Below are 20,443 nucleotides of genomic sequence, written 5' to 3' on the forward strand. Positions count from 1 at the left end.
TTATGAAAAAGAGTGCAATAGTGTTCCTATGTTTTCTTATTGTCCTGCTTCCATCACAAGTTTTCGCTCAGCAGAAAGTCCCTATTTTAATTTATCATTCGATCGATGAATTTAAGGGTGTGGGTTCTAAAGAGTTATATGTAACCCCTGAAAATTTCGAGAAACAAATGATATATTTACGAGATCATGGTTTTACCTTATTAACGTTTGAACAATGGGAAGACCGAAATAAAATTAAAAAGCCAATTTTCATTACCTTTGATGACGGATACAAAAACAATCTGAATGCATTTGCCATTTTTCAAAAACTAAAAAGTGAAAAGTTTCAACCAACCGGTACGGTGTTTGTTCTTTCTGACTTTATCGGCCGTTCCAACCGATTATCATCATCGGATCTAAAAATGATGGTTGGTTCCGGTATGATCTCGATCCAGTCTCATACCGCCACACATCCTGATTTGACGAAAATAACCAATTTTGAAATCGAACTAAAAAAGTCCAAAGAAAAAATTCAACAGATAACGGGCGAACAAGTGATTGCTCTTGCTTACCCATATGGCAATACAAATAGAAAGGTGGTAGAAGAAACGAAGAAGTACTATAGGTTTGGACTAACGACAACTCCTGAATTATTTTCTGAGAAGGGCTTGAAGGATGAGCTTTACTTTTTACCGAGAATTTATATTACGTATTCCACTACTCTTGAGGAATTTGCAGAGATTGTTGAGGGGAAATGAAATGCATATATGAATGAGAACAGCTGCTTACCAGGCAGCTTTTCTTGTTCAACGGATAATTTATAGTGGGAATTTGTTGAAAACTCATGAAATCTGCGATTGTATTTTTTTAGTAATGCAAGAGATGATAAAAATGACGGAAAATATGATTTAAGGTGTGGCTTACTTGTATTATTTACTATCTATTGGATTGATTGGATTAGGAACAGTAGGACTGTATGTGACTATTTTTAAATATACAAAAGAGCAATACAAGTCGGTGAAATTCACAGGAACGGGTCAAGGTTTAGATGGTGCTATCTTCGCAGCCATTATGAATGTACTTCCGTGGTGGATGGTCAAAACCTTTCTTATTTTTAGTAGTGTGGTTGCGGTTTTCATAGGCGTCATGATCCTAATAACGATGTAAAAACCAATTTGACCTAATGTTGCCAGATTTAAGGTTAGGGAATGTTTGAGGAACGCACAAAAAGATAAAATTCTTATTAAATGAACTCTTGGGTGAATATATATGAAAAAGAATGTAATCATTATTTCATTGTTGTTACTTTGTTTATTTGCATATGGTGTATACTGGCTGTTATTTGATATTAATCGATTAAATTCAGGAGAATTTATTTCACAATCTACTTCCCCTAATGGTGATTACACGATAAAAGCTTATGAAAATAATGGTGGGGCAACAACAGATTATGCTGTTCTAGGAGTATTGTATTTCAATGAAGAGAATAGAAGGCCAAAGAATATATATTGGAACTATCATGAGGAACAAGCGGAAATAAAGTGGGAAAATGAAAATACGGTTGTTATTAATGGCCATAAATTAAAGATACCTAACGAAACATACGATTTTAGAAAAGATTAATTTTTCGATGACCGTATAGTGTAACTGGAAGGTATTACGAATTTTCATGATTTTAAGTACGCTGAAATTTAGAGCTACGTTAGTTTCAAGTAATGCGAAAATACCTTCTTGAACGAACCCTGTTAGATTGAAACTTTTCCCATGTTTAATCGTAAATAAGCTAGTGACAAATCGTTCTATGGAGGGGATAGAATGAAATTTATTGTAATTCTAGCTGTTCTGCTTTTGTTGTTTTATGTATTAGAAAAATTAATCAATAAGTTCCTTGGAGTAGAAAAAAAGAAAATCTCTGATACACCTGGGAAAAAGATAGATCAATGGGGTAGAGGGATTATTCTTGTCATTTTTTTAACCATATTATGGTCTACCGTAAATAATGATTCGATATTTATTAAAAAGCTGTTTTGGATGAGTTACCTTATCCTTTTAGGAGGATTTCAAGCCGTTCTAGAATATATTTATCTAAAGAATACTAAGCAATATATTACGACAGTAATTATGGTAATAGTAACTCTTATCTTTATTTTTAATATGGAACTTTTTATAGACTTATAGTAAAGATTCTAGACTCTTATCAAGAAGGATTAGAGTCTTTCACTACTTATACGGATTTTATTTATCAGGGGGCTATTCAAATGGAATCAATAATTATGGTAATATTCGTGTTCTTAATTTGTTTTTGTATTAGTTCCGTTTTAAATATTCTTTTTAAAAAGACAGAGAAAAGGGATTGGCTTATCACATTATTAATCAGTGTAGGTTTTTCTATGATCATTGTTCCCTTGCTTGCTGGTTAAGAAATTGAAAAGATTGCTCCAACTGAAGCATGGAATAAAAATTAGCAGAATAACAGAGTGGATTAATAGATTAAAACTGAATATTGGACCACAAAACTCTCAACTTTTTGTTCCCCAATGATAGTTTTTATGTTTAAATGAGGACAGAAAAGGGAGAGGATGGATCCAATGGCAGAATTTACGAATGTAACAATCTCTACGAAAGCAAATATTTACTTTGAGGGAAAGGTAACTAGTAGAACGGTAGTTTTTCAAGATGGAACCCGAAAAACGTTAGGAATTATGCTTCCGGGAGAATATGAATTTTCAACATCTCAAAAAGAAGAGATGGATATTCAAGCGGGAGTACTTGAATATAAATTACAGGGACAAGATTGGAAAACGATCGAAAATAATGGCGTGTTTTATGTGCCTGCAAACGAAAGCTTTTCTTTAAAAGTTCATTCGGTTGTTGATTATTGTTGTTCCTATTTTTCTGAGGAATAATGAATGTAGAATGACCAATTTGTTAGTAAAAGGAATTAATCCATCTTTTCGGATTAATTCCTTTTTTAATTAGAATGGTTGACATGAATTCGCTTACAAAAAAATCCAGTCTATTTAAAGAATAATTAAATAGTTTGTGTCAAATGATGATGGTAATATGTCATTTTATCTTTAGGGGGCAAAAAAATGGATGATTTCGGATTAATTATTGCTTTGCTTGCACTTGTAACCACATTCATATTTTTAATCATAGGGATTCTCTCTTTAGTGAGAAAATCTGGTAAAGCTAAAAAACAATTCAGGAATGCGGGTATCTCTTTTGTTGTGATGATTATTGGTTTTGTAGTCTTTGGCATGAACAGTGAACCAACGGAAACTGCAACACCTGAACCAACTACAGAAGAAGAGAAGGATGTAACCGACGAAGAGAGCGCATCAGAGGAACAAGTTGAAGAGGAAGAAGAGGTAGTAGAAGAAGCGGAAAAGGAAGCAGAGAAAACGCCTCAGCAAAAAATGATAGAAGGTATTCAAGCGTTGTTTGCGTCGAAACAAGCATTTGATTCTGGTTCGTACATTAAGGGGGATATTCCTCCAGGTGAATATGCGTTCGTATCGTTTGCAGGGAGCGGCAAGTATTATTCCGAGAATGACGCATCCAATAACATTATTGATAATAATAATTTTGACAGTTTCGGTTATGTGTATGTCCATGGTGCTGGTAACATAGAATCACAGGGTGTATTAATTAGTACGGTTGCCTTCCCTACATTAGATGTGTCGGGAGCAAAGCAAATTTATGAAGTCTTAAACAATGTGACAGATTATAAAGATGCTGGCTTTTATAAAGTGGGAGTCGATATTCCAGCAGGAGCATATGTTTTGGAAAGCTATGGCGAAGGTTACGCCGCTGTTCTAGCAGGGCCTATCGGAAAAAGTGATATCGTTGATAATGAACTATTCAATGGGCGGTATAGTGTAACGGTAAGCAATGGTCAATATTTACAAATGTCACAAAGTAAGATTTCACAATAGAATATCTCTGAACATGGGGTGTCTTCGGGTATCCCTATTTTAGTTTGAATTATTAAAATGCCCTAATAAAATACATTACAATAAAGGCCGGCACATGATCCTATTGGGCAGTGTCCGGTCTTTTTTTGGTAAAATATTCTTGACTTCATGTAAAGTTTATTATACATTATGTATAACAAGTTTAACATGATGTAAAAGTAAATTGACAAGGGAGGTTTATTATGACGTATCAAGAAAAGAAAAGTATCGTTTCGTTGATTAGTGCTATTCTCATTTTCGGATTTTATTGTTTGTATATGTACCCTCAGTATCCCGAAGGAGGGCTAGAGTCTTCTGAAGCCTTTCGTTTTTGGGGTAGTTTCGTCCTCATCTTGACTGTCGTTTCAATCGTCGCACACATCGTAATCAGCATCATCTTTAACATCATCTTTAGAATGACAACCAGAGAAAAAGAACCAAAATTTGCGGATGAATTGGATAAGTTAATCGATTTGAAAGCGTTCAGAAATTCGTTTTTTGTGTTTGTCATCGGCTTTCTTCTTGCCATGGGATCACTGATCATCTATCAGCCGTTACACGTCATGTTCATGATTCTGATCATTTCGGGCTTTGTTTCTGATGTGACCGGATCGGCTACGAAACTTTATCACTATCGGAGAGGAGTCTGAAATGGGTAAAAATCTTGTCGGCAATCACATTCGAAGATTACGATTCAATCATGATGAAATGACCCAGCAGCAATTAGCTGACAAGGTGGGCGTAACAAGACAAACCATCGTGGCTCTCGAAAAGGGAAACTACTCCCCATCTCTTGAACTCGCTTTTCGCATTGCTCACGCCTTTCACTTACCGTTGGAAGAAGTATTCTTTTATGGAGATGATCCAACGCAGTAAGAATTATTGATTGTTTTTGCTTTACCGTTTGTCATTTTATGTACAGAAGGGGATAAGTAAATGAAGTCAAACCAAAAAGCAGCCAAAATAGTGGGAGTATTGTTTATTCTTGCAGCCGTATCGGCGGTAGCAGGTGTGATGTTATACGATCCGATCCTAAACGGTTCCGATTACTTGATCAATGGTTCCAAACACGCCAACCAAGTCATATTGGGAGCACTAATGGAATTAATTCTTGTCGTTTCAGCGGTTGGTACAGCAACCACAATGTTTCCGATTTTAAGAAGGTATAACGAAACCATCGCTTTATGGCATGTTTGTTTTCGGTTTCTTGAAGCGATTGTCATTACGGTTGGTGTGATCAGTGTGCTGTCTCTTTTGACTTTAAGTCAGGAATTTGTTGCTGCTGGAGCTCCAGATGTAGCAGCTTTTCAAACGTCAGGTACCGTATTAAAAGCCATCCATGAATGGACATTTATGCTAGGTCCCAATTTCATGCTCGGTATCAATACGATGATGTACAGTTATATATTTTATAAAACAAAGCTCGTACCAAGGTTTATCCCAATCTTAGGTATGACAGGGGCAACTCTTGTATTTATTTGTGCCTTGTTAGTCATGTTTGATGTCATTGAACAAGTGTCTGTTTGGGGTGGGCTGTTGGCATTACCAGTAGCAGCGAATGAAATGATTTTAGCCGTATGGCTGATCATGAAAGGATTTAATTCCTCAGCGCTTGCTAGTTTATTTTCAAAAAAGGATTAGACACATGTAACGGACCTCCATATCACTGGAAGTCCGTATTTTTAAATCTTGCTAGAAAAATAGTTAGTAATTCCCTTATTTTGGTCATGTTTGTTGTGTTATCTTGTGTTAAGAAGATCTACTAAAGTAAAGTTGGTGCAATAATATTGAGTAAAAAGAAGCGGAAAGCAAAGAAGGAAGCGAAGTCATGGATGACCGGACTGAAATTGTTCGGCTGTTTCTTCGTCGTATTACTATTGGGCTGGTATCTGATCGTGGACCATATTGAAGGGGATTCCTTTCAAGGAGTCGTGGAGCTGCCACTAAATGAGAGTTATGCAAACGCCTTATATGGGTGGGCGCTGATATATTGGGTCTTTGGAATTCCGGCGGTCATTGTAGCATTGGTGCTGATCATACGAGAAAGCAAAAAGGAATTCATGGCTACCTGTTTTTATAGTGTGCCCTTGTTTTTACTTAGCATGAGCTTTACGATTCAGTACATGGTTTTCTTAATCAAGGTCGATGCGGAATTTTCGGGCTGGTTGTATATTGTGGTTGCCGCAATAGGGTTCATCCTTGTTAATGTGTTAATTTATTTGAACAAATCTAAGATACATAGTTGGTTGGTGCGTCTCGGCTTGGTGTTAGTGACTCTAAGTTGGGTAATCTTAATCATTGCGGACTCTGCGGTTGGGAATTATATCATAACCTATAAATCAAGCTTAAGAGGAAGCTTTATGGTGAAAACAATCGTGGGGACCTTTCAGACGTTGGGAATCTTTATTTTCTTAGCTATGTACGGGTATCTATTAAAGCTTCGATTAGATGGGGAAGAGTGAACCTCTCTTTCCCAACCCCATCCACTTCTATGTCCATTCCTTCCTTAACAACTCGACTGCCGGAATATCGGCAGGTGCCCAAACAAGGGAAGACAGATCTTCTCGTTTCAGCCAAAGGAGCTTCGAGTGTTCACTCGGCAGGGGGATCCCATCCACCAAACGACATTTGATCGTGATCAATTGAATGAAAAACGAGTCATATTCATGGATATGTTCGTTATGTAATTCATCGGGTTCGATGAGACAGCCCAGTTCTTCGTGAATCTCGCGCTTAATCGCTGTATTCAAATCCTCTTCCTCTTCGACCTTTCCTCCAGGAAACTCCCACATATTTGGCATGGTCATCGTTGATGAGCGGAGGACACATAAAATTTCTTCGTGTTCATTTTCAATCACAGCTGCCACGACTTTGACTTGTTTCTTCATGAATACCTCCACAAGAGTAATTTCTTACCCAATAGTAACACTTTCTTTTTCCCTTTAAAAACATGTAAAAGTAGCTTGTCCATGAAATATGAACCATGCGAGAAAACGGTTTCAATAGTATAATAGAAGAAAGAAGGATTTTTTAACTTAGCTGCAAGAAAAAAGATGTAGTTTTACAAGCTTAGGCCTCATACACATAATAGTACCTAATTTCGTTGGAAACAAACTAAAAATGATTAAATGGGAGTGAGGTCCATGAAAAAGAGTGAATATTTATTCTTCTGCCAGCATTGTGGAGTGCCTCAACGTATTCCAGAGTTTGCGTTAAAAACGTACCTGTGTGATGACTTAGTGAAGAAATATTATTGTAATAATTGCAGTCGAGAAAATAAAATTCCGGAATACGTGAAAAAATTGAAATCGGAGCTCTAGATAGGGCATGGATTCCACATATGGCTAGACAGATACCATGTAAATGCTTACATGGTATTTTTTTATTGTCTTAGATTTTTAAATAGAATGGTAGATAGAAAAAAAGTTATCAAAAAATTTAAAAAAGAAGTTGTCGAATTGTGAAACATCTATTATAATACATTTTAATGAATGTCATATAATATAACATAATGGTGGGGGATTATCTAACATGTCAAAAACTTTAGTAGAATTAGAAACTTCAACTCTAGATCAAATTAAAGAAACGATAAAAGAAAAAAGTGTGGAACTATTACACTTACAATTCGTTGATATTGAAGGTATCTTAAAGCATGTGACAGTAACAGTTGAGCAATTAGAGGATGTAGTAGAAGGAAAAATGATGTTTGACGGATCTTCTGTTAAAGGGTTCTCTCCTATTAATAAGTCCGACCTTTACTTACAACCTGATTTAACAACATTTGCTGTTCTTCCTTGGTCAGTTGAAGAGGGGTATTCGGAAGCAAGATTTTTATGTTCTGTAAAAAACCCAGACGGAACACCATTTGATGGAGATACAAGAAATGTTTTAAAGAAAACGGTTGAGCGTGCTGCTGAAAGTGGATATACGATTTCAGTTGGACCTGAGCTAGAGTTTTTCTTATTCAAGACAGATGAGAATGGCTACGCAACTCAAGAACTAAGTGATAAAGCAGGTTATTTCGAGCCATCACCACACGATCTTGGAGAACGCGTTCGTTTAGAAATTTACCGTGCGTTAAAGGCAATGGGCTTTACAATTGAAGCATCTCACCACGAGGTAGCTGAAGGACAGCATGAAATCAATTTCAAGTATGCAGATGCTTTAACAGCTGCAGATTTGTCTACTACGTATAAGTGGGTTGTTAAGACGATTGCTCAGAAATTTGGATTGCATGCAACATTCATGCCGAAGCCAGCATTTGGAATCAATGGTTCTGGTATGCACGTGAATATGTCATTCTTTGAAGGAAGCGAAAATGCCTTCTTTGATCCATCTGATGAGTTACAATTATCGAAGAAAGCGTACCATTTCATTGCAGGAGTACTTGAAAACGTAAAGAGCTTCGCGGCTGTAACGAACCCGCTAGTAAACTCTTACAAGCGTTTAGTACCAGGTTATGAAGCACCTTGTTACCTTGCTTGGTCAGCGTCTAACCGTTCTGCTCTTATCCGTATTCCAGCTAAGAAAGGTCTTGCGACTCGTGTCGAATTGCGTTGTCCAGATCCATCTGCAAACCCATACTTAACGTTTGCAGTAATTGCAGCTGCAGGTTTAGATGGAATTGAAAAAGAACTAGAAGCTCCAGCTCCGATTAACGAAGATATCTTCCATATGTCTGATGAGAGAAGAGCTCATTTAGGAATTGAGAACCTTCCTGGCAGCTTAAAAGAAGCAGTAGTTGAATTAGAAGCAAGCAATTTTGGTGCTAAGGCATTAGGCGAGCACGTATATGGTGAATATGTGGCAATGAAAAAAGCTGAGTGGGATAGCTACCGCATCTCCGTTCACGCTTGGGAAATTGAAAACTATCACTCTAAATTCTAATACTAACAATTAAGTAATATAGAAGTATTCAAGGATGGAACGCATATGTTCCATCCTTTCATTTTGTCATGAGAAGGTTGTCCAAGAGGAAAAAGGTAAAGATTTTTATATGAAAGGTCAAAATAACATTTATTCATACCCTGTTTAAATTTATAAAATTAATAAAATAGGACTAAAAGAAAGGAGAAAATATAGATGGATGCAACAGGGGTAACAGGGAAGCTGTATCATGCTTGTCAATGGTTCTCTCGATTGGCCTATTTAAATCTTCTATGGTTGTTATTTATGGGACTGGGGCTGTTCATCTTTGGAGCTGCGCCTTCGACAGTGGCGATGTTCACGATTATTCGGAAGTGGTTACAGGGGGAAAAGGAGTTGCCCATTTTTTCGCTCTTTTTTAAGATTTATAAAAAGGAGTTCTGGACAGCGAATCGTTTAGGATTGGTGTTACTGGGTTTTACCTTAATTTTATTCTTAGATTGGATGTTAATCGGATCATTACAAGGAATTCTTTATCCAATATTACTAGGTTGTTTAATAGGTGTGGTATTGCTTTTTAGTATCGTCATGCTGTATATATTCCCTGTCTTTGTTCATTTCGAACATAACACGATTCAATATGTAAAAGTGGCTTTTTTGCTCGGAATTTCCTATCCACTTTATTCCTTTGTCATGTTCCTTGCAGTGATTTGTATGGTCACCATTAGTATCTTTTTCAATGGGGTAGGATTCCTCTTTTTCGGCAGTGGGATAAGTTATATACTAATGTATATTTCAACTCTATTATTTCATAAAGTAGCTCAAAAATTTGAGGTGGAAGTTTCTAGATCCTAGTAGTCTCTTGCGAAATAGTGGTCAAATTATTCTCATAACAGGTAAATTTATTGATATGTTGGTAAAAATTGATTTTGCTACACTTGTTTTGTAAGGGTTTTCAATAAATAAAGTAGTAGGGGGAAAGAGAATGAAAAGGAAGATCTGGTCCATATTTATCTTAGTCTCTGTTTTTTGTATCGCATTAGCTGGTTGTTCTGGAAACAGCACCAAGGAACAGGCATCGTCCGAATCGGAATCAGATGAAAAGGTAACGATTAAATTCCACACGCACGGAAACGAAGCATCTTATAACTGGAAGGAAACGATTGCTGCCTTTGAAGAAAAATACCCGAACATCAAAGTAGATCTCGTTATTCTTAGTGAAAAAGGTGATACGCAGGAAGCAACGAAAAAGCTAGATTTAGCTGCTGCTTCAGGAGAGCAAATGGATGTGCTTATGTTCAGTGATCCAGCAAGCTATGCTCAACGTGTGAGTATGGGAATGGTGGCCCCAATCGATGAGTTTATTACAGAAGAAGGCTACAAGGTAACGGATGAATATAAAGTAGATACACAAATTGACGGGAAGTATTACTCGCTTCCAGGTAAATTTAATCCATGGTATGTTCTGTTAAATAAAGATCATTTGGACGCTGCTGGTTTAGAAGTACCAACAGATTGGACATGGGATGAATTTGCTGAATACGCGAAGGCCATGACAACAGACGATCATTATGGAACCTACTTCCACGGACCGCAAAATGGGGGCTGGATGGAATTTTTAAAGCTGGCGTTAGCGAGTGAAGAAGAAGATACGGAATTTACAACAGCAGATGGAAAATCGAATCTTGATCATCCACTGTTCAAAAAGACGCTTGAGCTACGTGTAAAAATGGAAAAAGAAGATCAATCAGCCGTTCCTTACACAGATATCTTATCGCAAAAGCTTCATTACCGTAATCAGTTCTTTAATCAGGATGCTAGTTCGATTCTAATCGGTAGCTGGATGAATACAGAGCTTGGCGGGACAGAACAGTTCCCATTAAACTTTAATGTCGCGGTTGCACCTTATCCGAAGAATGAAAAAGATGCTACAGGCGGATTCACACCTGTAACAACAGACTTCATGGCAGTGGCGGGCACATCTGAACATAAGGATGCAGCGTATACATTTATTCGTTGGTATACAACAGAAGGGCAAATTGTACAAGGGAAAAACATTCCGTCTTGGAGCAAGGTGAGTGAAGGGGATTTAGCAGGCATTGTTGACAAAATCCTTAGCGGAACAGTGAGCCCTGAAAAAGTTGATAAAGACTCTTTAATTAATGTGTTAACAAATGCGAAGTCCTCTAAGATCATTTCACCTGTATCCTATCAGGCTGAAATCTACAAAGTCATCAATGAAGAATATGAAAAACTCATCTTTGGTGAACAAGATGTAGAAAAAACGATTGAAGCTTCCCAAGAAAGAGTACAGGGAATCATTGATAGTAATAAATAGTGATAGACAGCATGTAACGAAACTATAATAATAGAAAGAAAGGGTTGTAAACGATTACAACCCTATCTTTGTATTAAAGGGTGTTTAGCGTATGAAGCTTAAGAAACATTGGAAGCTAGAGCCGAAATCCTTTCGGTTCAAAGTGATTTTTATTTCAATTATTTGCCTCGTTATCCCTGCGACGATCTCTTTGTTTATTTATAATTACTTAACCACCGATACGCTGAAGGAACAGGCGCTTTCGAACGCCAATCGCGAACTCACAATCGCGAATGAATACGTGGAAAAGCTATTGGAAGACATGCTTTACATAACAAATTTTATCCAACTAGATGCGGAAATGAATACCATTTTAAAAGAAAAAGCGAAAAGCACCAGTGACCCGACATTATCAGAGTACGAAAAATTTATGGATGAAAACAGAATCAATAAAACGATTGAAAATATTACCCTTGTTGGGGAAAAGTCGTATGTGACGATTCTTTTGAAAAATGGAAAATCCTACTCGAATTATTCTAGTTGGGAATACGATCCCAATCTTTTGGTTCATGAAAAATGGTTCAATCAATTAAATGATCTCCAAGGCTATGAATCGATATGGATCGGCAGTCAACCAACCATGATTAAATCAGAAGTAAAAAATAATCCATACCAACTATCTGTGGCTAGAACGTTAAGAGACGAAAATGTAAAAGTGTATGGGTATGTGATTGTCACCATTATGGAGAATAAAATTAATGAACTGTTCAGTGGCTTACATGGCCACGAAGAAATGATGTTATTAAATGCTTCGAATCAAATCCTTTCCCACCGTGACGATTCAAGAATCGGTGAAAACTTTCAATATAGTTCACAGCTGAAGGAACAGAACTCATCCAATATTTTTCAAATATCTAAAAAAGATTACTTGATTGCAGAGCATAATATATCGTTTACAGGGTGGAAGCTGGTTTCACTCGTGCCCTACAAACAGGCTGTCAATAAAATTAACTCAATATTCAATAAAGTATTTGTGGTCCAAATTGTTTCATTTGCCCTTTTCCTTTTTTTAATGGCTTATTTACTGCGAACGATCACCAAACCAATCGTTCATCTTGGAAATGTGGCACAGTCGGTAAAGCAAGGAAATTTAACAGTTCGTTCCCGTATTCAGAGTAGAGATGAGGTTGGTAGGCTTTCAGATTCGTTTGATCATATGTTAGATCGGGTGAATGAAATGATTGACGAGATAACAGATACCCAGGAACGGAAACGGAAAGCAGAGCTCGCCATGCTGCAAGCGCAAATCAATCCTCATTTTCTCTTTAATGTTCTAAATTCGATTCGAATGAAGGTGTTAGTAAAAGGAGATAAGGAAAGTGCGAATATGATTACCTCCTTATCCAAACTGCTACGCATGACGATTGATAAAAATAAAGAAACCATTACCTTTCAAGAAGAAATTCAAATTGTGTTGGATTATATCAATCTGATGAATATGAGACAAAAGGAAGAAGTAAAGGTAGAACTTTGTGTACATGAAGAAGCCCAAACGATCAGAATTCCACGATTCATCTTGCAGCCAATCATTGAAAACTCGATCATTCATGGGTTGAATCAAAGTGCAGGGACCATCGTAGTAAGAACCGAAATCATCGACTCTCAGATGGTGATTGTGATTGAAGATGACGGTCAAGGCATGGATCACGAAACATTGGTTCATTTACGAAGAAAGCTAAGTCAAACTTCCGGAATTGAATACAGAAACAGTGAAAATCATAAAGGATTTTCGTCCTTAGGGTTATCTAATGTGTATGAGAGAATGTTTATCACTTTTGGCAAGTCCTTTCAGATGGATATCCAAAGCAAACCTGGAGAGGGAACGAAAGTGTTGTTAACGATTCAAAAAGGAGGCTGTCATCCTGATGTACAAAGTGATGCTAGTTGATGATGATTATCCGGTGTTACAGTTATTATCTGAAACCATTGAATGGGACAAAATAGGGGTAACGTTACATAGCACACATGAAAATGGGGCAAGTGCCTATGAAAAGGCCATGCAAGACATGCCAGATATTTTAATTACGGATATTGGAATGCCCAAAATGAACGGAATCGAATTGACGAAAAAATTAAAAGAGAAAAACCCTAAATTACAGGTAGCTATTTTATCTTGCCACTCCGATTTTGTGTATGCCCATCAAGCATTAAAGCTTCAGGTACAGGATTACCTAGTGAAAGACACGTTTGACCCAGATGATTTATGTGAGTTAGTAAAAAAATTCAAGGATACTCTTGATGAACAAAATCATAAAAGAATTAAGCAAATTCAGCTTCAGGAAATGCTTGATCGGAACAAAGAAAGTGTGAAACAAAGATTTATTAGAAACGTGGTTGATGGGTGTGAAATTCATGAGAAAGAAAGATTAGCAGAGTGCAAATCTCTTGGGCTGCATATTGACCAAACAGGTTATGTGGGGTCATTGGCTATGATTCATAACTTTCCACTAGCAAAAGAAAAATTTATATCTGAGGACACATTGATGTTTGCGATGAACAATGTCGTTTCAGAAGCCATTGAGCGATATTGTTCTGGTGCCGTTCATTTCCAATTGGGACCAAGAGAACTTTTTGTCTTTTTTCCTTCCTCATTAGTGCTAAAGAACAATGCTCTTTCTGAAGCAAAGGAAAGTATGAAGAAAATCCAGCACGCGTTAAAAAGATCAGCGGGTCTTTCTCTATCTTTTCTAGCCGGGGATGGCTGTAAAACATTAGTAGAGTTCAAACAGGAAGTAATCACCCTCATCAATAGCAAACACCAGAGTTTTTACATGGAACCAGGAGCCATTGTTGATAAGGTGAGCCTGCAGGAGTCGCAAACAGAAGAGTTGTATTCCAAATATGATGAAGCAGCCAGAGAAATGAGAGAGCTAATCATGCTTAGAGACCCAGCGAGAATTCCGGTTTTTGTTACCAAGTGGACATCGTTTCTTAAAGATTATCAATTCCCACCTGAAATGGTTAAGGACTGGGTACTTAAATTATTATTAGATTTAAGAGGAAAGCTCCAAGCCCTACAGTTTTTCCGGTCTCAACATACAGTAGAACATATGCATAATGAAATTCTAGATATTCAATTTTTAAGTGAACTGCAAGCGTGGTGGATTCATTACTTTAAAACGACGTTAACGTTAGTAAATGACGTGTACGAGCAAACACGACGTAAAGAAATACTAGATGCATTTAAGTATGTTTCTTTACATATCGAAAAGAAGATCAGCCTAGACGAAGTGTCTAGCCATCTCTACCTTAATCCTAGTTATTTTAGCCGCCTGTTTAAAAAAGAGGTCGGTGAAACATTTGTTGAATACGTAACAAAAATGAAAATCAACCGAGCGAAAGAATTACTAGAACAAACGGCGGATTCTGTAGGGAAAATATGTGAAAGACTAGGCTATGACAATCAAAGTTATTTTATAAAAATCTTTAAAAACTATGTTGGTGTTACACCGATCGAGTTTCGAACAGGGAAGATGTAAGGGCTTAAAATCGTTTATTTGAATCGATTTGAGTGGAGGGTGGCGACTCCAGCGGGAAAAGCTGTAGATTTTTTTTCTAAGAAAGGTATAACTTTTTAAAAAAGTTAAACTGTTTATAAAAATGTCGAACCGTTTAAAAAAGATGTCCCTGAATATTCTACTTTTGATTTTTCTTCTTGAACAATAGGGCAGTTTTATTCAATAAGGTCGAAACCTTTTTCTTTCTTGAACGTAATCTAATTAGGTAACGAAATCCTTATCAGGGGTGTAGTCGTTGAGAAAACAAGATGACAACCGAGAAAAGAGTAAAATCGAAACAGATGATGGTTGGAATCGAACCTTTTATGGAAGCCCTACTATCGGTGGAATTATAGTTGTAGTAATAGTAATATTTTATTTAATCTTTCAATAAATAATGAACCATTGGACAGTGTAAAAAAGGTGTCCATTATTTCACTCCATAAGCAGGATAGTAAAAAAAGTTTCAACATATTCACTTTACTAAATGGTACAATTTGGGTAATGAGTTGTTTAATAAAAAATGGGGTGCATTATCATTAAAAAGATTCCATCGTTATTAGTTGTCCTAATGTTATTACTTACCGCTTGTAGTTCAAAAACTTTTACATTTTCAGGAAAAACAGATAATTGGTCTGCTGAATTAAAGGTTACACAAACCAATGATGACTATGAAACACAGGAATTCAAACTTCAATACAAAGGTAAAGATATTAACTCCGTTGGTGAATTAACTTATAATATCGAGACTAATGCAGGTGGCTTTGGGGAAAGTGGTATAAAATTGACAAAGGGTGGTTTTCTTATCGGTAAAGATGAAGCGAATCCAACCAATGCCAAAGTCATTGAAGATTCTGAGGTAAAAGTGACAGTGGAATGGAATGGTAATACTGAAACCATTTTATTAAGCAAGAATTAGATAGAAAGCTATTTGAAGCGATACTCAAAAGGCATCGCTTTTTTGTATAAATAAGTAAGATTGTAAAATATTGAACTTAAACTATAGAGGGCATTAATCCAAGAAGGATTGATGCTTTTTTGTGTTGAAGTTCCTTTTAAACAATAAGGCAGTATTCTTTAATAATCTTAAGTAGGATAATTATGGTAGAATTGAAATAAACAATTAAAGTGGGTAACTATTTTGGAGTTTATTTCTGAGAAATTAATCTTAATATCGCTTTTCATTTTTATAATTCATTCAATTGAAACTCTTGCCTATGCAGTTAGATTGTCTGGTGCAAGGGTAAGGTTATTAGCTTCAGCCCTATCATTATTTAACCTAATGGTCATTGTTTCTAGAATGGCTAATATGATGCAACAACCCTTTACAGGAAGCCTAATAGATAATGCACCAAAAGTTGATACCTTACATTTTGTAGAGTCTCAGTATAGAGTAATTATAGGGGCATCAACATTTGGAACAATAATAGGGATTCTTTTACTTCCTACATTTATAGCGATATTTTCTAGGGCTATCATTCATTTGTCTGAGGAACGTGGGTCCATTCCTTCTTTGATAAAGAAAGGTTTGACTTTTGAGTTTATGAAACGTGGAATAAAACATATCCACTTACCTAGACCCTCTTACTTAGTGGATATTAGATTAAAAGATATTCCGATTAGATTGTTTATCATAAATATGATCATAACGGCCATTTATACAATTGGTGTACTATCAGCCTTATATGCATCTTTAATAGCTCCAGAAAGAGCATCGACCTCTATAATGGCATCGGGACTTATTAATGGAATGGCAACGATCCTACTTACCATATTTATTGACCCGAAAATTTCTATACTTGCTGATGATGTTATTAATCAAAGGGGAAGTTATACCAATCTAAAGGCTGTATCGCTAATGATGATTACCTCTCGTTTGTTAGGTACTTTATTAGCTCAATTGTTCTTTATACCAGGGGCTGAATATATCGCTTGGTTTACAAAATTCATTGTATAGGAAAATAACGTTGGCATTGATTCGGCTGAAGAATTAATGCCTATATTTTTTATAGTTATAGGCCCAAATAATTCACTATCGGGAGGTTTGCGGAAGAAGGGAATAGAGCATTTATTAAAGAATTTTATAGATTAAGATTGTTGTTTTGAACTGGAATTAAATATGTACAAATTTAGGAGTGGTCCAATGGACGCATTAGCAATTATTATCGTCATAATTATCTCTCTCTGGTCTATAACTAAAACGTTAGAAAAAATAACTAATAAAATTTTGGATAGCCACAAACAACAAAATGAATTATTAGAAGCTATAAAATCAAAACTAGATGAGCAATCAAAAAATAAGTAACAAATTAGAAAAAGTTATTAATTTATTTATTGGATTTTACTAATCTTAGTTCATAATACGAAATAACAATAATTAGTTTAGAAGGAAATACATATATTTCACCGATCCTTAGTTGCGCCCATAAACTAACAGTGGGTGATGTATATGCAAAAACGGAATAAATTGGACAAAACTTCTTATCATCAAAAATATTTCCGTCCATCTTGTTTGAAAGCTTTAAATTTAAGATTTGACAGTTCGGAGTTCTTTTCACTTTTTTCTGAAAAAACTCATGACCAAATCAAATTACCTTCTGAATTGACTAGAACCCCTGAAGATACCCTTCTTAATTATTTTAGCGTCCTGCGTGAAGCTGAATATATGGGTGGGAGGAGTTGCGGTTCGGTTGGTCAGGCACGTACTCCATTTCCAATTGCCTATAATTTTCTGTCTAAAGAGTATCAAAATAAATTAAGCTATGATGAATATTTTAATTCGTTTGCTGGAATAGGGCATACGAGTTTAATAAAGCTTTTTCGAGTACCCGATAGTAAAAGAGGAATAAAGTTTTTTTATGAAATAGAAACGATTGAGGGGTTTAAAGGTGAGCGAGCGGAGTATTTTGGTTATTCATACGGATTTATTTATCTTATTCATGAAAAAGAAGGTTTTCGAATCTCAGATTTGAGTAAGTTTGAAGAGGATTTTTTATGTGCACCCTATCATGGTTGGGACCATGATGGGGAAGCTGTCATAGAAGTGAAATATGGGAGTTGGTGCAAATTAATACAACAAATGTACCCAACTGTGAAAAATGGATACTTTAAAAATATTTATTTTCATGGTACGGATGGAGCTGATTATGGTTTTATTTTTGTTACATTGACGAATGGGACTGATGTAGAAATTGCTCAATATCGAAAACTAAGCAATGATTTGTGGATACAGGTGAACATGAATCCCGAAGAAGAGTGTTTAACAAAAAAAGGACGTTAATATCGGGTTAGCGTTCACCCGTAGTGGAAATCTAGGAGTACTGTTTAATAGAGGTCCATCTCTTTATGAGGTGGATTTTTTTTATTCACCGTAGGAAAAGAAGTCAAAATAGTGTAGTGATACATCAAAATACTGTTAATAAAGAAAATTAGTATTCTTTTATAATAAAACTATACAAAAAATCGAGGTGAAAAAGATGAGTGCCAACACTGAACTCTCCAAACCAGCAAAGGTGATTGGAAGACGTACGACTCGAAAAATGAATAAAGAGAAAAATGAAAATGTAGTAGGGCTGTTATTTGTTTCTCCCATGCTCATCGGTGTGTCCGTTCTCGTATTGATTCCTATTTTGGCGACATTTGTACTTAGTTTTTCTGAATGGAGTTTTATTACCCCATTATCACAATTGCAATGGGTGGGATTTGATAATTTTACAAGACTGTTTGAAGATCCCGTCTTTTTAAAATCGCTCCTAAATAATGCGATCTTCATCCTGACCGTTCCTATTTGTATGATCATCTCACTATTATTGGCTATTACCATCGATCGGAATGTGTATCTAAAAGGATTTTTTAAAGTAGCCTTTTTTATGCCATATATCTCGAGTGTGGTGGCAATCGCTGTTGTTTGGCAGGTGCTATTCCATCCATCTGCAGGGCCGATTAACCAAGTCTTGATGTCTCTTGGAATCGACAGTCCTCCAAAATGGATTGCCGATCCGAACTTTGCCCTGTTTTCCATCATGCTCATTCAAGTCTGGGTGTCCATTGGCTTTAATATGATTATCTTTCTAGCAGGCTTGCAAAATATTCCTAAGGATTTATACGAAGCGGCAGATATTGATGGAGCGAATGCATGGGTGAAATTCAGACATATTACGGTACCGATGATCTCACCAACGTCCTTCTTCTTATTCATCACGGGAATCATCTCGACCTTTAAAGTATTTGACCTCGTTGCGGTATTAACCAAGGGGGGGCCGATGCATTCAACCTCCATGATTGTTTGGAACCTTTATGAAACCGCTTTCGTTAATTTAAAAATTGGTCCTGCTTCAGCCATGGCCGTCGTGCTTTTTGTAATTGTGTTCGCTATTACCATTATTCAATGGATCGGACAGAAAAAATGGGTGAATTATTAAGGGGGGAGTAAGAATGACAAAGTCTTTAGGGATTAGAAAAAGTGTGATCACAGTGATCATGCTTGCAGTGAGTATTTTGTTTTTGTTGCCTTTTGTATGGATGCTTTCCACATCCTTTAAAATTGAAGCGGACGTGTTTAAATTTCCCATTCAGTGGATTCCTGAAAGATGGAATGGCTTTAATAACTATAAGGAAGTATGGTTCGGAGATTATCCATTTTATGTTTATTACTGGAACACGATTAAAGTAACGGTTTTAACCACCTTGGTTTCTGTCGTTGTTTCGGCACTTGCGGCTTACGGATTTTCAAAGGTGAAGTTTCCGTTTGGAAAATTCCTTTTTATCATCGTGTTAGCCACTTACATGGTGCCTCCACAGGCGATTCTAGTTCCACAATTCATTTTATTTAGGAAAATTGGTTTGTTTGACAATCATTTAGGACTGATTCTCCTTGGGAGCTTTAGTGTGCTTGGAACATTTATGCTGCGCCAATTTTTCATGAGTATTCATAATGATCTGATCGAAGCAGCCAAAATTGATGGTGCGGGCCATTGGAAAATATTCTGGTCGATCGCCTTGCCCATCGTAAAGCCAGCCATAGCCACGTATGGAATCCTTAGGTTTATCTGGACGTGGAATGATTATCAAAATCCATTGATATTCCTACGAACCGATCATTTATTAACGATTCAGCTCGCTATGCAAAAATTCACCACCATTAATGGTGAATTCTACTCGTTGATCATGGCAGCAGCGGTATCAGCCATTCTTCCGCTGGTCATCGTATTTATGATCGGTCAAAAACAGGTAATTGAAGGAATTGCGCTAGGTGGAGTCAAAGGCTAGGAGGGGGAAACTTTGAATATAGCCGATCTTAAAAGATTAGTAGATATGGAAGCCCCATTATTGTATGAGACTACTGTAGAGAAGAATCTTTGGTGGAGGAAGGTAAAGAACAACCCAATATACCAGCCATTTCTCGATGAAATTCGAATGGAAGGGAAGAGACTACTCCAAGAAAAAGACCCAGAACTCTCCTTTTCCTTGTTTAAGCTTTTTGAGGAAAACGGCTCACGAGTGGAGTATGAAAAGGTGTATTTTGAAAAAAGAAGGCGTCTGACTACCTTTGCCCTTATAGTATTGCTCGAACCTGACAATAAAGTGTATCGAGAAGAATTAGAAAATGGTATTTGGTCCATTTGTAATGAGTACTCTTGGTGCCTGCCTGCTCATTTATTACACAGCAACGAAACATCAACGACGATTGAATACTCCTTGGATTCCCCGATGATACAGCAGTATTCGATTGACTTATTTGCTGCAGAAACGGCCTTTTCGTTGGCAGA

25 protein-coding genes and 1 pseudogene are annotated in these 20,443 nt (G+C 36.6%); 25 read left to right on the plus strand and 1 reads right to left on the minus strand.

Annotated features, from left to right (window positions below; genetic code table 11):
• Positions 1–2 precede the first annotated feature (2 nt).
• The 11 genes from ACGLXV_RS19740 (at position 3) to ACGLXV_RS19790 (ending at position 6,397) form a co-directional block, all read left to right on the plus strand.
• The gene (locus ACGLXV_RS19740; protein WP_391560020.1) at positions 3–737 is read left to right on the plus strand and encodes a polysaccharide deacetylase family protein; all 735 of its coding nucleotides are present in this window, start codon (positions 3–5) and stop codon (positions 735–737) included.
• Positions 738–903: 166 nt separating this feature from the next.
• Positions 904–1,146, plus strand: a complete 243-nt coding sequence (locus tag ACGLXV_RS19745; protein WP_391560021.1) for a hypothetical protein — start codon at positions 904–906, stop codon at positions 1,144–1,146.
• A 102-nt stretch (positions 1,147–1,248) separates the two neighbouring features.
• Complete coding sequence (locus tag ACGLXV_RS19750; RefSeq protein ID WP_391560022.1) at positions 1,249–1,602, plus strand: DUF5412 family protein; 354 nt, start codon at positions 1,249–1,251, stop codon at positions 1,600–1,602.
• 192 nt (positions 1,603–1,794) lie between these two features.
• Positions 1,795–2,157, plus strand: a complete 363-nt coding sequence (locus ACGLXV_RS19755; protein WP_391560023.1) for a DUF4181 domain-containing protein — start codon at positions 1,795–1,797, stop codon at positions 2,155–2,157.
• Between the two features lie 80 nt (positions 2,158–2,237).
• Positions 2,238–2,399 (plus strand): hypothetical protein, encoded by a 162-nt coding sequence (locus ACGLXV_RS19760; protein WP_391560024.1) that lies wholly within the window; start codon positions 2,238–2,240, stop codon positions 2,397–2,399.
• Between the two features lie 168 nt (positions 2,400–2,567).
• Complete coding sequence (gene ppnP, locus ACGLXV_RS19765) at positions 2,568–2,885, plus strand: pyrimidine/purine nucleoside phosphorylase (RefSeq protein WP_391560025.1); 318 nt, start codon at positions 2,568–2,570, stop codon at positions 2,883–2,885.
• Between the two features lie 186 nt (positions 2,886–3,071).
• On the plus strand, positions 3,072–3,917 hold the full coding sequence (locus ACGLXV_RS19770) for a hypothetical protein (protein WP_391560026.1): 846 nt from the start codon (positions 3,072–3,074) through the stop codon (positions 3,915–3,917).
• A gap of 221 nt (positions 3,918–4,138) precedes the next feature.
• Complete coding sequence (locus ACGLXV_RS19775; protein ID WP_391560027.1) at positions 4,139–4,585, plus strand: hypothetical protein; 447 nt, start codon at positions 4,139–4,141, stop codon at positions 4,583–4,585.
• Position 4,586: 1 nt separating this feature from the next.
• Positions 4,587–4,811 carry a helix-turn-helix transcriptional regulator gene (locus tag ACGLXV_RS19780; RefSeq protein ID WP_119708050.1) on the plus strand — a complete coding sequence of 75 codons (225 nt, stop codon included), beginning with the start codon at positions 4,587–4,589 and terminating at the stop codon, positions 4,809–4,811.
• 60 nt (positions 4,812–4,871) lie between these two features.
• On the plus strand, positions 4,872–5,576 hold the full coding sequence (locus ACGLXV_RS19785; RefSeq protein WP_391560028.1) for a DUF4386 domain-containing protein: 705 nt from the start codon (positions 4,872–4,874) through the stop codon (positions 5,574–5,576).
• A gap of 146 nt (positions 5,577–5,722) precedes the next feature.
• The gene (locus tag ACGLXV_RS19790; RefSeq protein WP_391560029.1) at positions 5,723–6,397 is read left to right on the plus strand and encodes a hypothetical protein; all 675 of its coding nucleotides are present in this window, start codon (positions 5,723–5,725) and stop codon (positions 6,395–6,397) included.
• Between the two features lie 27 nt (positions 6,398–6,424).
• Here the strand turns inward: ACGLXV_RS19790 and ACGLXV_RS19795 are convergent, their stop codons facing one another.
• Positions 6,425–6,823 carry a (deoxy)nucleoside triphosphate pyrophosphohydrolase gene (locus ACGLXV_RS19795; RefSeq protein ID WP_391560030.1) on the minus strand — a complete coding sequence of 133 codons (399 nt, stop codon included), beginning with the start codon at positions 6,821–6,823 and terminating at the stop codon, positions 6,425–6,427.
• Between the two features lie 255 nt (positions 6,824–7,078).
• Here ACGLXV_RS19795 and ACGLXV_RS19800 point away from each other — a divergent pair, with 255 nt between their 5' ends.
• The 14 genes and pseudogenes from ACGLXV_RS19800 to ACGLXV_RS19865 all read left to right on the plus strand — a co-directional run.
• The gene (locus ACGLXV_RS19800) at positions 7,079–7,255 is read left to right on the plus strand and encodes a hypothetical protein (RefSeq protein WP_162927740.1); all 177 of its coding nucleotides are present in this window, start codon (positions 7,079–7,081) and stop codon (positions 7,253–7,255) included.
• A gap of 211 nt (positions 7,256–7,466) precedes the next feature.
• Complete coding sequence (gene glnA / locus ACGLXV_RS19805) at positions 7,467–8,822, plus strand: type I glutamate--ammonia ligase (protein ID WP_119708054.1); 1,356 nt, start codon at positions 7,467–7,469, stop codon at positions 8,820–8,822.
• A 195-nt stretch (positions 8,823–9,017) separates the two neighbouring features.
• Entirely contained in the window at positions 9,018–9,656 is a 639-nt protein-coding gene (locus ACGLXV_RS19810) for a YesL family protein (RefSeq protein WP_391560031.1), read from the plus strand.
• 130 nt (positions 9,657–9,786) lie between these two features.
• Positions 9,787–11,139, plus strand: a complete 1,353-nt coding sequence (locus ACGLXV_RS19815) for an ABC transporter substrate-binding protein (protein ID WP_391560032.1) — start codon at positions 9,787–9,789, stop codon at positions 11,137–11,139.
• 91 nt (positions 11,140–11,230) lie between these two features.
• A complete protein-coding gene (locus ACGLXV_RS19820; RefSeq protein WP_391560033.1) occupies positions 11,231–13,066 on the plus strand; it encodes a sensor histidine kinase in 1,836 nt (611 codons plus the stop codon).
• Positions 13,044–14,657 carry a response regulator transcription factor gene (locus ACGLXV_RS19825; protein WP_391560034.1) on the plus strand — a complete coding sequence of 538 codons (1,614 nt, stop codon included), beginning with the start codon at positions 13,044–13,046 and terminating at the stop codon, positions 14,655–14,657. The genes ACGLXV_RS19820 and ACGLXV_RS19825 overlap by 23 nt, the downstream gene beginning before the upstream one ends.
• Before the next feature lie 274 nt (positions 14,658–14,931).
• Entirely contained in the window at positions 14,932–15,069 is a 138-nt protein-coding gene (locus ACGLXV_RS19830; protein ID WP_391560035.1) for a hypothetical protein, read from the plus strand.
• 129 nt (positions 15,070–15,198) lie between these two features.
• On the plus strand, positions 15,199–15,594 hold the full coding sequence (locus tag ACGLXV_RS19835) for a hypothetical protein (protein WP_391560036.1): 396 nt from the start codon (positions 15,199–15,201) through the stop codon (positions 15,592–15,594).
• Positions 15,595–15,816: 222 nt separating this feature from the next.
• The gene (locus ACGLXV_RS19840; RefSeq protein ID WP_391560037.1) at positions 15,817–16,632 is read left to right on the plus strand and encodes a lipid II flippase Amj family protein; all 816 of its coding nucleotides are present in this window, start codon (positions 15,817–15,819) and stop codon (positions 16,630–16,632) included.
• Positions 16,633–16,818: 186 nt separating this feature from the next.
• Positions 16,819–16,980: a hypothetical protein gene (locus ACGLXV_RS19845; protein WP_391560038.1), complete on the plus strand. Its 162-nt coding sequence runs from the start codon at positions 16,819–16,821 to the stop codon at positions 16,978–16,980.
• A gap of 138 nt (positions 16,981–17,118) precedes the next feature.
• Positions 17,119–17,955, plus strand: a complete 837-nt coding sequence (locus tag ACGLXV_RS19850) for a hypothetical protein (protein WP_391560039.1) — start codon at positions 17,119–17,121, stop codon at positions 17,953–17,955.
• A gap of 259 nt (positions 17,956–18,214) precedes the next feature.
• Positions 18,215–19,096: a carbohydrate ABC transporter permease gene (locus ACGLXV_RS19855; protein WP_391560041.1), complete on the plus strand. Its 882-nt coding sequence runs from the start codon at positions 18,215–18,217 to the stop codon at positions 19,094–19,096.
• 13 nt (positions 19,097–19,109) lie between these two features.
• Complete coding sequence (locus tag ACGLXV_RS19860; RefSeq protein WP_119708063.1) at positions 19,110–19,943, plus strand: carbohydrate ABC transporter permease; 834 nt, start codon at positions 19,110–19,112, stop codon at positions 19,941–19,943.
• Positions 19,944–19,955: 12 nt separating this feature from the next.
• Positions 19,956–20,443, plus strand: a pseudogene (locus tag ACGLXV_RS19865) (hypothetical protein); the annotation flags it as partial.

The sequence above is a fragment of the Robertmurraya sp. genome, assembly GCF_036676585.1.
Classification (GTDB): Bacteria; Bacillota; Bacilli; order Bacillales; family Cytobacillaceae; genus Robertmurraya_A.